Here is a 14,608-nt window from a genome sequence, read left to right as displayed (position 1 = left end):
GTCATCGCGGTGGCGCATGGAGCGCACTCAGTCCAGCAGGTGCGGATTGCGGACGATGAGCAACCCGGCCTGCACGGTGGCCACGTAGTCATTGAGGTGGCCGCCCGCGATGAGCGCGGACACGTCTCGGCTGCCACCCTCGGCCAGGGCCTGGTCCACCTTCTTCTCGCCCTGGTTGTACGCCGCGAGCGCCAGTCGCCAGTCGCCGTAGCGCGTGTGCAAGTCCGACAGCAGGGCCGATGCGGCCTGCGTCTCGCGCGCCACGTCCAGCCGTTCGTCGCGGGCCTCGCTCACTTCCAGCCCATAGCGACGCGCCGTCTCGGGAATGAACATCCACACCCCCGCGCCCCGCATGCCCGGAGCGAGTGACGGTCGACCATCCGTCTCCGCCATGTTCGTCACCGCCGACTCCACCACCGCCACCGCGAGCAGTCCCTCGGGCAGGCCCTTCGCCTTCAGCGTCGACGCCAGCGCGTCACGATGCGTGCCCAGGTTCGTCAGCGCCCGCTTCATGAATGCACGGCCCTTGTCAGTGCCGACGAGGCGGTTGAGTTGCTCCAACACCTTCGCATCCACCACGACGGCCAGGTCGCCCTTCGGCTGAGTCGTCCGGGCGAGCGCCTCCGCATCGGCTTGCGTCACCGTGCGTCCCTTCGCAGCGCCTTGCGCCAGCACGGCCACGGGGAGCAGGAGCAACGACAGCGCGGCGAGCAGCGCGGGGACGGCATGGGTGCGACGGGGACGCGGCTGGAACAGCATGTGAATCCTCCTCTGTGTGGGGTGAGACATGCCGGTGGCACCGGCGGGAACGGGCGGAGCGCCCGGGAGACGAAGCGCCGCCTGGAGCAGACAGCGCGCATACGCTTGAGCCTGGGCACGGCCACTCATGACGAGCGCCTCGTCACAGGCGAGCTCCTGGAGCGACGCGAGCCACGCCGACAGGCCATGCGCCGCCGGATGCCAGAAGAAGGCCCCCGTCAAAACCAGTCGCCCCAGGGCCAGGTGCGTGTCGCGCTGACGGTGGTGCTGAAGCTCGTGCAGCACGGTGAGCCGGAACGCCTCCGCGTCCTCCAGCAGCGCGGGAGGCACCACCACCCACGCCGACGGACGCCGTCCAAAGCGAGGGAACCACGAGGAGAACGCCGGAGTCCCCTCCTCGCCAAGCACCACCACCACGCGCCCCACCGTGCGGACCCGAGGCAGCGCCTCCAGTCGACGCAACAGCCTCCGATGCCGAACGAGCGCCCGCCCGATGAAGCACCCCGCGCCCACGAGCCAACCCAGTGACAACAGCACTCCAATGGACACAGGCACGGAAACAGCCCCGCGACTCACAGGCGCGGACGCACGCACCCCACCCGTCCACACGGCGGAGGGAAGCCGCTCCGCTTGTCTCGCCACCGAGCGCTCGAAGGTGAACAGCGGCCCCGCCGGAGTCAGCGCCCGCGCGCCCATCGCCAGGAGCGGCAACAGGAACACCAGGGCCAGCGCCCCGCGCCCCACTCGCAAGGCCTGCCTGGAGGACAACGCCAGGCCCAGCCGCGCCAGCAGCGCCAGCGCACCCCACGCGAGCAGCAACGCCACGGGCAACAGCAGCGCCACCGCGAGATAGAACGACACCAGAGCGCTCATGGCTTGCCTCCCTTGGCCTTGAGCAGCTTGCGAATCTGCTCCACCTCGTCGGGCGCCAGCGGCACCGCCTCCACCAGTCGCGCCACCAGCGCGGACGGCGTGCCATCGAAGACGGTGTCCACCAGGTGGCGCAGACTCTGGGCCTCGTACGTCTCACGCGGCAGCGTGGCCGAGTACAGGTGTCCCCGCCCCTGCTTGCGGCTCACCACCACGCCCTTCTGCTCCAGGATGCGCAGCACCGTGGAGACGGACGTGTACGCCAGCGCGCGCTCCGGCGGCAGCGCGGCCAGCACGTCCGCCACGCTCACCTCGCCCTGCTTCCACACGATGTGCATCAGCTCGAGCTCCACCGGCGTCAACGGCCGGGGCGCCTCGGGCTCGGGTTGTCTGGCCATGGAGGTCCTCCGTGGCCAGCATTACTACTAAGACCTTAGTTCTTCGTCAACTAAGCCCTTAGTTCTAATGTCCACCACCGCGTCGGCGTGTGGCGCGCTTCACCAGGGACAAGAGCTCTCGCAAGTGGGGGTCCTCCACCGGCTCCACCAGCTTCACGGAGTGTCGCCGCGGTCCCTCCTCCACGGTGAGGGTGTAGCGGCGCTGGTCGGCGCCCTTCGACGCGGAGCCACCACCACCCACCACGGCTGGCAGCTCACGGAAGCGCGCGTCGCGCAGGCCGTGCTCAATCGCCTCGGCCTGCTCGGTGGGAAGCTCGCTCAGCTCCACGCTCCTCGGGCGGGCAAGCCCCGGGAAGGCGGCGAGCCCACCCTCCTGCGAGAGTTGGATTCGGACGTGCTCTCTCGACACGGCTCAAGCTCCCGGCTGGACGCTGCCCCACTGCGGCACGGACACCCTGTCTCGCGAGACGCGGATGCCCACCTCTTCCCAGGCCTCCTTCACGGCCGCTACCTCCTCGCCGGTGCCGTACAGCCGGGTGGCGGACATGACGGTGATGCGCGCGAAGTCGGAGAAGTGGGTGTCCGGCGTGATGCGCGGGTCCCTCACGGCCTCGTACCAGATGCGGCCCGCGCGCTCCCACGCGTTGCCTCCCAGTCGCGTCGCCGCCCCGTAGAAGGCGCGGTTGGGGATGCCGGAGTTGATGTGCACCCCGCCGTTGTCCTCCCACGTGGTGACGTAGTCGCGCATGTGGCCGGGCTGCGGGTCCTTGCCCAGCACGTCGTCGTCGAAGGCCGTCCCAGGCTCCTTCATCGAGCGCAGCGCCTGGCCCTCGACTCCGTCCGCCAGGAGCCCCGCGCCGATGAGCCAGTCCGCCTGGTCCGCCGTGTGTCCGAGCAGCCGCTGCTTCACCAGTGAGCCGAAGACATCCGACATCGACTCGTTCAGCGCGCCCGCCTGCTGGAAGTACCAGAGCGGCCCCTCGTCCTCCGTCACGCCGTGGGACAGCTCGTGCGCGATGACGTCCAGGGCGATGGTGAAGCGGTTGAACAGCTCCCCATCCCCGTCGCCGAACACCATGCGGCGCCCGTCCCAGAAGGCGTTGTCGTAGCCCCGCCCGTAATGGACATACGCCTGCAAGGGCATCCCATCCCCGTCGATGGAGTTGCGCCCGAGGACTTCCCAGAAGAAGTCATACGTGGCGCCCAGGCCATCGAAGGCCTCGTCGGCCGCGAGGTCTCCGCACGGCCCCTGTCCCTCCGAGCGCACCAGCGTCCCGGGGAAGGCCTCCTCGCCCTTCAAGTCGTAGATGCTCCGCTGCCGCTGGGACTCCACCATCATCGCCGGCAGCCGGCGGACGGATGAAGACGACGCGGCCACCCGACCTCCGGCGAAGCGCAGGGCGCGGAAGGTGGTGTCCGTGGCCACCGTGCGCAGGGCCTTCACGCGCTGCCGCGGCGTGCCGTTCTCCGCGATGGAGCGCAGGAGATACGGAGGCAGGATGCAATGAATGGAATGAACGTGCCGTCTTCGCCGCGTCAACATGGGTGTCCCCCCTCGAGAACGTCTCGGTCCTCAAGGTGGAGCCACCCTCACCGCGATATGACACCCGGCACCGGGACTCCCTCGCCCCGCCAACGACAGACGTCACGCTTCACCCCGCCCCCGGGGACCGAGGGGCCCGAGCGCCCCTCGGATATCCACGAGGCCCTCGGGCGAGGGGTGCGTCAGACCCCCAGCGCGTCACGCAGCTCCGGCAGCCGCTCCGCCTTCACCGCGCCGAAAACGAAGCGGTCCGGCCGCAGCACCACCACATCCGAGTCATGCCGCGAGAACCAGTCGCCCAACTTCCCGGTGATATCCTCCACCGCCGGCACGTCGCCGCCGTCCACGCCCGTCGACTGGACGGCGAGCAGCCGCCCACCCAGGGCCTCCGCCAGCCCGCGCGCCGCCGCCACCTGCGCGGCCGGAGCGTTGGCCCGGCACAGCACCGCGAAGTCATTGCCGATGGCGTCGTCCAGGAGCACCTCCTGGCCGGTCGGCAACCGCACCTTGGGCTGGATGAAGAACGTGCCCTCCGGCGACTCCGAGGTATGCCCACCGCCCAGGTAGTAGCCGCGCTCGTGCATCGGTGGCTGCTTGAACTCGAAGTCCTGGATGAAGCGGCGCACCCGGGGGATGCGCTGCAGCGCGCGCATCACCATGTCGCGCGCGCCGGCCACCCAGCTGTTGCGAGCGAGGAACAGGTGCCCCACTCGCACGCACAGCTTCTGCACCGCCTCCACGTGCGGACGACGCTCCTCCTCGTAGGTGTCCAGCAGCGACGCCGGCGCCAGGCCCCGGACGACGCGCTGAATCTTCCACGCGAGGTTCGACGCGTCGCGCATGCCGGACACCAGGCCCTGGCCCATGAAGGGCGGCATGGTGTGCGCCGCGTCACCCAGCAGGAACACGTTGCCGTCGCGCCAGCGCGCCGCGTTGAGGCAGTGGAACGTGTAGACCTGCGCGCGCTCCACGTGGACGCGCTCGGGGTCGATGTAGGGCGCCAGGAGCTTCTTGATGGTCTCCGGACGCTCCATCTCCTCGCGCGTCTCGCCCGGCATCAGCATGAACTCCCACCGGAACTGGCCCACCGCGCCCGTCGCGACGAAGGCGGGGCGATTGGGGTCGCACACGAAGCGGCACAGCTCCGGCGCGTCACCCTCCACCCGACCGGACACCGCCAGCCAGGGCTCCCCGTAGGCCTTCCCCGACATCTTGATGCCCAGCGCCTTGCGCACGCCGCTGCGCGCCCCGTCGCACGCCAGGAGGTAGCGCCCGCGCACCGTGCGCACCTCGCCCGTCTGCGACAGCCGGTAGCGCACCGTCACCCCGGTGCCGTCCTGCTCCAGCGCCTCCACGCCCGCCCCCACCTGGAGCTTCACGTGGGGGAAGCGCGCCATGCCGTCGCGCAGCACCCCCTCCACCAGCGGCTGGTGGAAGAACCACAGCGGCGAGTAGCCGAAGCCGAAGTCCGCCGTGCCGGTGTGCACCTCCGCGAAGCGCTTGCCCGTCTCGCCCACGTACTCGGCGAAGCGGTTCTCCCTCATGTCCTTCTGGAGCTCCGGGCCCAGCCCCGTGGCCTGGTAGATGCGCAGCGCCTCGTCATCGCAGGAGAAGGCGCGCGGCTGTCCATGCGGCGCCAGGTCCTGCTCCAACACCAGCGTCCGCACTCCCAGGGAGCCCAGCAGATTGCATGTCAGGGCTCCCACAGGACCGCAGCCGCTGATGATGACATCAACCTCCATGTCGGCCTGCTGCTTGTCACAAACCATGAGAGCCCCCGGGTTCATTCAGTCTGGAGCAATCAATAACGAATGAGGTGTGACCAGGGTGTGACCGCACGAAAGGTTTCGCAACGTCGTCCGTTCGTGACGGCGAGCTGCCGTGTCCTGGAAATTCGAGAGGGAAAGCGGCCGGTACCTCGGACCCTGCCTGGGGTCATCCCTACCCGCGAGGGAGCATCGGGTGCGACGTGTTACGTTGCGCGAAACGCTCTCTCTCATTCTTGGAACCTCGGAGGCCATGGCAGGCGACGACGCGGCAGGGACGCAAGTCTTTCACCTGGAGCTGCTCGGCGAGGCGCGCCTGCGGCATGACGGCGCACACGTGCCCCTGGAGCGCCGCACCGCCGCGGTGCTGGCATGGTTGGCATTGGAAGGTCCCCATCCGAAGTACCGCCTCGCGGGCCTCTTGTGGGCCGAGTCCAGCGAAGTCACCGCGCGTAACAACATGCGACAGCTCTTGCGTCGGCTGCGTCTGTCCACGGGCGCGGAGCTGGTGCAGGGCGGGGATGTCCTGTCGTTGGCGGAGGGAATCACCGTGGACGCCTCGCAGCTCCAGGCCCACGCGCTGGCCGGGCGCCACTCGCAGGTGCTGGAGCAGGAAGGCGTGCTGCTGTCCTCGCTGGAGTTCGACGACTGCCCGGAGTTCCACGCGTGGCTGGAGAGCGCGCGCGAGCGGCTGGACAAGCTGCGACGACGCGCCGCGTCCGCGGAGTCGGAGGCGCGCGAGCGCGCGGGGGATTTGTCCGGCGCGCTCGTCCTGGCGGAGAAGCTGCTGGGCATGGACCCGTACTCGGAAGAGGCGTGGCGCCGGCTGATGCGGCTGCACTACGTCTCCGGAGACCGGGGCTCCGCGCTCAACGCCTTCGAGCGCTGCCGCCGCTTGCTTCGCGAGGAGCTGGACACCCAGCCCTTGCCCCAGACGGTGGCGCTGGCGCGGGAAATCGAGCGGGGCCCCACGACGTCGCATGCCGCGCGCGTACAGCCCGCGAAGCTGCCCCTGTCCGTGCTGCGCCCGCCCGTGCTGGTGGGGCGCGAGCGGGTGTGGGCGCGGATGGAGGAGGCCTGGGAGGCGGGGCTGACCATCTTCCTCAGCGGCGAGCCCGGGGTGGGCAAGACGCGGCTGGCGCATGACTTCGCCGCCTCGCGCGGCGGCCACATCACCCTGGAGTCGCGGCCCGGGGAGATGCACGTGGCCTATTCCTCTCACGTGCGGCTCTTGCGACAGCTCCTGGCCCAGCGTCCGGACGCCAGGCTGGAGCCGTGGGTGCGCCGGGAGCTGGCGCGGCTGATGCCGGACATGGCCGGGCCGGAGGGCCTTCCTCCGCCCATGGTGGACGAGGCGGACCGCAGCCGCTTCCTGGAAGCCAACTGTCAGGCTGTCTACCAATTGTGCTCGGGGCTGGACGCCATCGTCGCGGATGACTTGCACTACATGGACGCGGCCACCGCGGAGTTCGCGCTGCTCATGCTGTCGCGTCGCCACGACACGCAGCCGGGCGGCGCCTTCCCCCACTTCGTGGACACCTTCCGCAAGGGCGAGCTGACGCCGGTGGCCATCGGCTGCATCCAGCAGCTCGTGGAGGCGGGGCTCGCCATCGTCATCGAGCTGGAGCCCCTGGAGACGGACTCGGTGGGCGCGCTCCTGGGGAGCCTGGAGCTGGCGGGCGCGGAGAGCCTGACGGACAACGTGATGCGCTACACGGGGGGCAATCCCCTGTTCATCATGGAGGCGCTGCGCCACCTGCTGGAGTCGGGCGGACTGGAGCGCGGCTGGCCCGAGCACGTCCACCCCTCTGGCCGGGGCCGGGACTTGATTCAGCAGCGGCTGGAGCGGCTGTCGCCCCAGGCGCTCCAAGTGGCCCGGCTGGCGGCGCTCGCGAAGACGTCCTTCCAGTTGGAGCTGGCCGTCGAAGTCCTGGAGATGACGCCGCTGACGCTCGCCCAGCACGTCTCGGAACTGGAGGCCGCGCACGTGCTGCGCGGAGAGCGTTTCACGCATGACCTGCTCTTCGAGGTGGTGCGGGAGACGATTCCCCCCTCGTTGATTCCCCTGCTCCATCGCAGGCTGGCCAGCGCGCTGGAGCAGCGCAAGGCCGCCCCCGTCGTCGTCGCGCAGCACTGGTTGGAGGGCAAGGAGCCGGAGCGCGCCGCGCCCCACCTCGTCGCCGCCGCCAACGCGGAGGCCTCCGCCTTCCGGCACATGGAGGCCGCGCTGCTCTACTTCCGCGCCGCCACCGCGCTGGAGGAGGCCGGCGCCTTCGAGGAGGCCGCCCGCGTCAGGGCCCGCGCCCGAGGCATCCCCAGCGCCTGACTACCCACCGGCCTGGCGGCCGCGCGTGGGACGCCCGCCAGGGGCCACTCCGGGCCGCGACTCCGTGCGGGCCTCGGGCGCCCGGTGCTCCGCCACCACCTCGCGCGCCACGTCCACGAAGGCGCGGAACGCGGGGGACACGCGGGAGCGGCTGGGGAAGTAGAGGTAGAAGCCGTCCACGTGGGCCGCGTAGGGCTCCAGGACGATGCGCAGCGCGCCCCGCTTCACCCGGTCGGCCACCTCCGGCTCGAAGGCATACATCAAGCCCACGCCCGACTCCGCCATCTCCATCAACGCGTGGTGGCTGGAGGTGACCAGCGGCCCCCGCACCGGGACGCGCCAGCTCCGGGAGCCGCGCTCCAGCTCCCACTGGTAGAGCGCCCCGGTGGTGCCGGAACGGATGCAAAGGCAGTCATGTGCCAGCAGGTCCCGCGGCTTCTCCGGCGTCCCCCGGCGCTTCAGGTACGCGGGCGAGCCCACCACCACGAAGCGGAAGCCCTCCGACAGGCGCACCTGCACCATGTCGCGCTCCAGGGACTCGGAGAAGCGGATGCCGCCATCCAGCTCCTCGGTGACGATGTCCACCATGGAGTCCTCCACCCGCAGCTCCACCTCCACGCGGGGATGGCGGGCCAGGAAGCGCGTCAGGATGGGCGCGACGACGAGGGACACGGACACCGTCGGCACGGTGAGCCTCACCAGGCCCGTCACCTCGCCCGGCTGGGCCACCGCCACCTTCAGCGCCGCCAGCGCCTGGTCCACCGCTGGCCCGGCGCCCTCGAGCAGCCGACGGCCCGGCTCCGTGAGCGCCACGCTGCGGGTGGTGCGCGTCAGGAGCGGCACGCCCAGCCGCGCCTCGAGCTGGCGGACGGACTGGCTCAGCGAGGAGGCGGAGACGCCCAGGTCCGCCGCCGCCGCCGCGAAGCTGCGCCTGCGGGCCACCGCGAGGAATGCATTCAGCGCGTTGAGCGGGGTGAAGGCCATTGCGAAGTTTTTCTACATGACGTGTCCGGATTCCATTTGTTTCGCGAACGGGGGCGCCTTCGCATATTCCACGCGTTCGCTCACCCCCATCAAGGACCTCCCCATGATTCCCGCCCGTGGCTACGCCGCCCAGGACGCCAAGTCCCCGCTGGCCCCCTTCACCTTCGAGCGCCGCGAGCCCGGCCCCGACGACGTCCAGTTCGACGTCCAGTACTGCGGCATCTGCCACTCCGACCTCCACCAGGCCCGCGACGAGTGGGGCGGCTCCATCTTCCCCATGGTCCCCGGCCACGAAATCATCGGCCGCGTCACGCGCGTCGGCGCCAACGTGACGAAGTTCAAGGTCGGCGACTCCGTCGGCGTCGGCTGCATGGTCGACACCTGCCGCGCCTGCAAGGCCTGCAAGCAGGGCCTGGAGCAGTACTGCGAGCGCGGAGCCACCTACACGTACAACTCGCGGGAGCGCGAAAGCCAGCAGCCCACCCAGGGCGGCTACTCCAACGTGCTCGTCGTCGACCAGGCCTACGTCCTGCGCGTCCCCGGGAACCTGGACCCGGCCGCCGCCGCGCCCCTGCTGTGCGCGGGCATCACCACGTACTCACCGCTGAAGCACTGGAACGTGAAGGCCGGCCAGCGCGTGGGCGTCGTCGGCCTGGGCGGCCTGGGCCACATGGGCGTGAAGTTCGCGCGGGCCTTCGGCGCGCACGTCATCGTCTTCAGCCACACCGACAAGAAGAAGCAGGACGCGCTGCGCCTGGGCGCCCATGAAGTCGTCGTCTCCTCGAACGAGGCGGAGATGAAGGCCCAGGAGGGCACCCTCGACTTCGTGCTCGACACCGTCTCCGCGCCCCACGACATCAACGCGTACCTGCGCCTGCTCCGCATCGACGGCAGCCTCGTCCTCGTCGGCGTCCCGGAGAAGCCGCTGCCCGTCCAGCCCTTCTCCCTCATCGGCCAGCGCCGGAGCTTCTCGGGCTCCAGCATCGGCGGCATCCAGGAGACGCAGGACATGCTCGACTTCTGCGGCGAGCACGGCGTCGTCTCCGACGTGGAGGTGATTCCCATCCAGCAGGTGAATGACGCCTACACCCGGCTTCTCAAGGGTGACGTGAAATACCGGTTTGTCATCGACATGAAGAGCCTGAAGTAAAGCCTGACGCGGCGCACAGAAATCGCACCGTCCGGAAGTTTCCGCTCCGAGTGGTTCCTGGGCGCCGCGTGCTCGCTACAAGACAGACACCTGCCCGAGCGGACAGGTGCCTGCTCGGCGCTCGGTTCACATTCTCAATGCATGACTACGACACTTGAGCATACCGGTTACAACAAGATGACGGTGCTGTATCCCGAGGAGCACGAGCTGCTGACGCCTGGTCAGTCGCTGAGGGACCCTCACGCGGCGGCCAAGCTGCGCCTCCAGGCGAGCCTCTGGCTCAGCCGTGCGCAGCGCGAGCTGCATGACGCCATCTTCCTGCGGGACGGCTCCGACGAGAGCATGGACCGCTACTGCAGCGCCCGCGCGGAGCTGGACTCCGCCGAGGCGTGGGCCCTGATGGTGGCCAAGGCGCTCATCCAACCGGACTGACGGCGCGCACGACGGCGCGCGGGACGCAATGACTCCCGCGCGCGTGTCTGTGCTTCAGCTCGCGGCGCCCGGAGAGCTGCTCGGGGCAGGCGCGGGACTCGGAGCCGGACGCTCGCTGTACGGGAAGTAGTCCTTGAGCTTGAGGAAGTGCTTCTCGAAGAGGTTCCAGCTCACCAGGGCGATGCCCAGCGAGAGCGACGCGGCCACCACGTAGAAGAGCAACTGCACGGGGAAGTCGGAGCCTCCCACCTGCGTCAGCGGCGTCTTCAGCACGGTGCGCCGGAGGATGGCATCCAGCGGCGAGTGCACCAGATAGATGGCATAGCTGTACTTGCCGTACATCAGGAGCACGCGGTTGGAGAAGAAGCGGTGGAGCAGCGTGCCCTGCTTCGCGGCCACCACGCGGTACACCAGCACCGTGTAGAGGATGCCCACCGCCGTGTAGCCGCCGGTGCGCAGCACCGTCTTGAACGCCGGGCCCACCGGCAGCGCAATCACAGCCGCGACCACGGGCAATGCCAGCCACGGCGCCCAGCGCATCCACGGGAAGGCGGATATCCCCTTGCCCTCGGGATGTCGCAGCGCCAGGGACAACAGCGCGCCCAGCGCGAGCGAGTCCACGCGGCAGAGCGTCACCACGTACGTGCTCTCCTCGCTGGCGCCGTACAGCGTGAGGCCCACCCGCACCGCCACCGCCATGGCGATGGTGCCGAGACACAGGCGGATGGCGCCCTTGTACGAGACGGCGGCGATGAGGAAGGGCCAGACGATGTAGAACTGCTCTTCAATCGCCAGCGACCACACCACGCCCAGGATGGGGTGCGTGGTGTCTGTCCACAGCTGGTAGAAGTTGGAGAGGTAGAGCAGGTACCAGACGGCGCCATCCGTGGTGATGCGCTCGTCCAGGTTCAGCCGCCCCACCAGCGACGGCAGCACGAGGAACGAGACGGCCAGCGCCGCGTAGTACAGCGGGAAGATGCGCAGCACGCGGCGCGCGTAGAAGTTGCGGAAGTAATACGTCTGCCCCTTCGCCTCCCACAGGATGCCGGTGATGAGGAAGCCGGAGAGGACGAAGAACAGGTCCACGCCCGTCCAGCCCGCACCGGCCAGCCACCAGGTGGCGCGCCCCGCGACGCTCTGGTCGCTCAGGTGCGTGGTGTGGAAGAAGACGACCAGCAGGACCGCGAGGCCCCGCACACCGTCGAGCACGGGGAGGTGGCCGTGCAGACGCGGAGCGTGCGCCGCCGGAGCCGCGTCCGGACGGGCGTAATCGGAAGACATGGGATTCTCATACCAACAACGCCAACTTCCCAACAAGGTTGGCTCCCGGCCCTTGGGAGAAGACCAGGCGGGCATCCCGTGACACCCCCACCCGTGAGGGATTCGACGGGGCCGCTGAAACTCCCGGGCCTCTCGTGACACGGTAGGGCCGTGGCTCTTCTCTCCGCCGTGAAGATGGTCCTGGTGGGTACGCCTCCATCCGACACGGATGGGGAGCGCGGCCTGCTGCGCCGGGCGCGCACGGGGGACCCCGCCGCCTTCCGGGTGATTTTCGAGCGGCACTCCCCCGCCGTCTGGCGTTTCTTGCGAGACCTCCTGCGCGACGAGGCGGCCGCGGACGAGGCCACGCAGGAGACCTTCGTTCGGGCCCATTCGCGGTTGGGCGCGCTGCGCGACGAGGACCGGGTGGGCTCGTGGCTGTTGGGCATCGCCCGGCATGTCTATCTGGAGTCCCGCCGCACCCGGGGGGTTCACGTGGATGTGGCGGACGAGGAGCACGCGCACCAGGTGGAGGCGGTGCTGCCCACGCCGTCGCCGGAGGACCTGTTGCTGGACCAGGAGCTGGCGGGGCTTTTGACGGAGGCCTTGGGGATGTTGCACGCGGAGCGCCGGGCGGCGCTGCTGCTGCGCATCGACCATGGGCTCGCCTATGAGGAGATTGCCTCGGTGATGGGCTGGTCGCTGCCGAAGGTGAAGAACGAAATCCACCGCGCGCGCCTGCGCCTGCGCGAGCAACTGGCCGCCCACGTCGGAGGAGGACGCCCATGAGCACCTGCCGCGAGAGCGAGCTGGACGCGCTGCTGGCCGGAGAGCTGGCACCCGAGGACGCCGCGCGGGTGCGCGCGCACGCGGAGGTCTGCGCCGCCTGCAAGCACGCGTTGACGTGGCAGCGGCTGGAGCGCGGGTGGATGACCCAACGCGCGCGCCGGGAGCCTGCCCGCCCCGCGCTGAGCTTCTCCGCGCTGGAGGCCCGGCTCGCCGTCGCCCAGAAGGCCCCGGCGCCCGTGCGTCACGCGCGGCGAGAGGGACAGTGGCGGCACTGGGGGAAGATGGCGATGGCGGCCGCGGCGGCCGTGGCCTTCGTGGGCCTCAGCCTTCCTCGGGGCGGCACCGGTGTCGGCGTGGGCGTCGGGACGGAGGAGCCGTGGAGTCGCGAGCTCCTCGTCGTCACCGGCGTGGAGGCGTGCGAGGACGCCGCCGCCGCGCTGGAGGCCCGGGTGGGCGCGTGCCTCATCGCCTCACCCATGCTGGCCCTGCGCGCGGACTGACTCGCGCGGTTACGGCGCGGGCGTCGGGCAGCGCTGCTTCGCCAGGTCCACGGCGGCCTTGGCCTGCACCAGCCCGTAGCCGAACCTCTGGTCCTTGCCGGTGTCGCCCAAATCCCTCGCGCTCTCCTGGAGCACCGCGCGCACCTGGTCGTTGGTGAGCGCGGGGCACGCGCTCCACACCACCGCGGCCACTCCGGCCACGTGCGGCGTGGCCATGGACGTGCCCGACTGGCGCAGGTAGTCCAGGCCGGTGACGTCCACCGTCGCGTCCTGTCCCGCCAGGCCCTTCAGGGTGTTGGTGGAGGCGAGCGTGACGGACGTCGTCGGCACCCAGTGGGTGGAGGGCGTGGTGAGCGTGAAATTGCCCGCGCCGTCCTCGGTGATGTTGTTGCCGACGATGATGGCCTTGGCGCCCGCGCGGATGGCGTTGCGCGCCTTCTCCTCGAACAGGATGCCGCCGCCCCGGTCCACCAGCGCGACGAAGCCCTCGCAGGTGGCGCCCGTGCCGCAGGAGGCCACGCGCTCGCCCAGGCCGCAGTACACCATCTTCCCCGTGTAGACACCGACACCGGTGTACTCGAGCGGCTCGGAGGCGTAGCGCGTGCCGGCGACCTGGACGTCGCCATACGGCGCGCCACCGACGATGGTCGCGCTCAGCACGCCCACGCCCGGCGCCACCAGCGACACGAAGTCGCCGAACTGCGAGAAGGGCGCCCACGCGCTGTTGTTGTCCACCGCGCCCACGGCAATCACCGTGTCGTAGCCGGCGGGATAGGACGTCTCATTCGTGCCGCGGTTGCCCGTGGCCGCGATGGCCACCATGCCCTCGTCGTGCGCTTTCTTGAACGCGAGCTCCTCCGCATCCGACTTGACCGTGGAGCCCAGCGACAGGGAGGCGATGTTCGCGCCCTGCTCCACGCACCACTCCATGGCGGCGATGACGTTGCCGGTGTTGCCGTCACCGTTGACGTTCAGCACACGGGCCACGAGCAGCGACACGGTGGGCGCCACGCCCGCCACGCCATTGGGCTCCTCGCCGGGACGCACGCGCGCGCCCGCGCCGAGCTGCGCGGCGATGGTGGCCGCCGTGTGAGTGCCGTGGCCGCCGCCCCACTGCAGCACGCCGTCCACCGTGCCCCGGTCCAGCGGCTCGGCATCGTCGTCGAGGAAGTCCTTGCCGCCGATGTACGCCGCCGCCAGCTCCGGGTGCCGGTTGTCCCAGCCGCTGTCGATGATGCAGACCTTGATGTTCGTGCCCGACGGAGCGCCGGTGTCCAGCTCACCATCGTTGTTCGCGTCCCAGACCTGGGTCGCCTGCACCGCCTTCAGGCCGTCGGTGTATTCACCGATGGAGCCGCGCGTGTTCGGCAACGCGGCCTGCCAGAGCGAGGGAGACAGGCTCGGCAGGGCGAACGCGTGCACGGGGCGGTTGGGCTCCACCCGCAGGACGTCGGGGTTGCTCTCGAGCGCCGCGCGCGCCTCGGGCGTCACCTTCGCGACCACGGTGTTCAGCCGGGGGAAGCGCCGGCTGACCTGGGCGCCCACGCGCCGCGCGTCCTCGGCGAAGGCGTCCGTGTTCGCCATGGCGCTGGCGGACATGCGGGGGCGGAAGGTGATGAGCACCGACTCCGAGCCATCGTCCTGCGCATCGAGAGACGACTGCGCGCGCGCGGGAAGCGACATCTCCTCCGTGCCGGGACAGACGTCCTCGGTCTCCACGGGGGGACGGTCTGGCACCTTGGTGCACGCCACGGCCCCACCGAGCAACCCGAGCCAGACCCAACGCTTCATCGTCATTCTCCTTGAGCATCCCGGCCAGCGGATAGGTACG

Annotated in this window: 13 protein-coding genes; 5 read left to right on the top strand and 8 right to left on the bottom strand. The window is 70.1% G+C overall.

Annotated elements, in window-relative coordinates; all coding sequences use genetic code 11:
• Positions 1 to 27: 27 nt before the first annotated feature.
• From HUW62_RS10630 to HUW62_RS10610, 5 genes are all read right to left on the bottom strand, one after another.
• Positions 28 to 1,632 carry a M56 and MltD domain-containing protein gene (locus tag HUW62_RS10630; RefSeq protein WP_176434350.1) on the bottom strand — a complete coding sequence of 535 codons (1,605 nt, stop codon included), beginning with the start codon at positions 1,630 to 1,632 and terminating at the stop codon, positions 28 to 30.
• Positions 1,629 to 2,027, bottom strand: a complete 399-nt coding sequence (locus HUW62_RS10625; RefSeq protein WP_163865909.1) for a BlaI/MecI/CopY family transcriptional regulator — start codon at positions 2,025 to 2,027, stop codon at positions 1,629 to 1,631. Before HUW62_RS10625 ends, HUW62_RS10630 begins: the two co-directional genes overlap by 4 nt.
• Before the next feature lie 64 nt (positions 2,028 to 2,091).
• Positions 2,092 to 2,436 (bottom strand): protealysin inhibitor emfourin, encoded by a 345-nt coding sequence (locus HUW62_RS10620; RefSeq protein ID WP_163865908.1) that lies wholly within the window; start codon positions 2,434 to 2,436, stop codon positions 2,092 to 2,094.
• Between the two features lie 3 nt (positions 2,437 to 2,439).
• The gene (locus HUW62_RS10615; protein ID WP_163865907.1) at positions 2,440 to 3,570 is read right to left on the bottom strand and encodes a M4 family metallopeptidase; all 1,131 of its coding nucleotides are present in this window, start codon (positions 3,568 to 3,570) and stop codon (positions 2,440 to 2,442) included.
• A 182-nt stretch (positions 3,571 to 3,752) separates the two neighbouring features.
• A complete protein-coding gene (locus HUW62_RS10610) occupies positions 3,753 to 5,339 on the bottom strand; it encodes a bifunctional 3-(3-hydroxy-phenyl)propionate/3-hydroxycinnamic acid hydroxylase (RefSeq protein WP_163865906.1) in 1,587 nt (528 codons plus the stop codon).
• 250 nt (positions 5,340 to 5,589) lie between these two features.
• Here HUW62_RS10610 and HUW62_RS10605 point away from each other — a divergent pair, with 250 nt between their 5' ends.
• Entirely contained in the window at positions 5,590 to 7,662 is a 2,073-nt protein-coding gene (locus tag HUW62_RS10605; protein ID WP_176434349.1) for a BTAD domain-containing putative transcriptional regulator, read from the top strand.
• Here HUW62_RS10605 and HUW62_RS10600 read toward each other — a convergent pair whose 3' ends face one another.
• Positions 7,663 to 8,646 (bottom strand): LysR family transcriptional regulator, encoded by a 984-nt coding sequence (locus HUW62_RS10600; RefSeq protein ID WP_176434348.1) that lies wholly within the window; start codon positions 8,644 to 8,646, stop codon positions 7,663 to 7,665. It lies immediately after the preceding gene.
• A 103-nt stretch (positions 8,647 to 8,749) separates the two neighbouring features.
• On the opposite strand from HUW62_RS10600, the gene HUW62_RS10595 reads away from it, so the two are divergent.
• Both HUW62_RS10595 and HUW62_RS10590 read left to right on the top strand, forming a co-directional pair.
• Positions 8,750 to 9,796, top strand: coding sequence for an NAD(P)-dependent alcohol dehydrogenase (locus HUW62_RS10595; RefSeq protein WP_176434347.1), 1,047 nt, complete (start codon positions 8,750 to 8,752; stop codon positions 9,794 to 9,796).
• A 141-nt stretch (positions 9,797 to 9,937) separates the two neighbouring features.
• Positions 9,938 to 10,228 (top strand): FruA-associating protein, FapA, encoded by a 291-nt coding sequence (locus tag HUW62_RS10590; RefSeq protein ID WP_176434346.1) that lies wholly within the window; start codon positions 9,938 to 9,940, stop codon positions 10,226 to 10,228.
• 54 nt (positions 10,229 to 10,282) lie between these two features.
• Here HUW62_RS10590 and HUW62_RS10585 read toward each other — a convergent pair whose 3' ends face one another.
• A complete protein-coding gene (locus HUW62_RS10585) occupies positions 10,283 to 11,509 on the bottom strand; it encodes an acyltransferase (protein ID WP_176434345.1) in 1,227 nt (408 codons plus the stop codon).
• Positions 11,510 to 11,659: 150 nt separating this feature from the next.
• Here HUW62_RS10585 and HUW62_RS10580 point away from each other — a divergent pair, with 150 nt between their 5' ends.
• Together HUW62_RS10580 and HUW62_RS10575 are read left to right on the top strand one after the other, a co-directional pair.
• Complete coding sequence (locus tag HUW62_RS10580; RefSeq protein WP_163865900.1) at positions 11,660 to 12,277, top strand: RNA polymerase sigma factor; 618 nt, start codon at positions 11,660 to 11,662, stop codon at positions 12,275 to 12,277.
• Positions 12,274 to 12,777 carry a zf-HC2 domain-containing protein gene (locus HUW62_RS10575; protein WP_163865899.1) on the top strand — a complete coding sequence of 168 codons (504 nt, stop codon included), beginning with the start codon at positions 12,274 to 12,276 and terminating at the stop codon, positions 12,775 to 12,777. The genes HUW62_RS10580 and HUW62_RS10575 overlap by 4 nt, the downstream gene beginning before the upstream one ends.
• A 9-nt stretch (positions 12,778 to 12,786) precedes the next feature.
• Here the strand turns inward: HUW62_RS10575 and HUW62_RS10570 are convergent, their stop codons facing one another.
• On the bottom strand, positions 12,787 to 14,568 hold the full coding sequence (locus HUW62_RS10570) for a S8 family serine peptidase (RefSeq protein WP_176434344.1): 1,782 nt from the start codon (positions 14,566 to 14,568) through the stop codon (positions 12,787 to 12,789).
• Positions 14,569 to 14,608: the final 40 nt, after the last annotated feature.

Origin of the sequence: Myxococcus sp. AM011 (genome assembly GCF_013372595.1) — a bacterium.
GTDB classification, from domain to species: Bacteria; Myxococcota; Myxococcia; order Myxococcales; family Myxococcaceae; genus Myxococcus; species Myxococcus eversor.
Note: the sequence above shows the minus strand (reverse complement) of the source record. Positions and strands in the feature narration are given on the sequence as shown.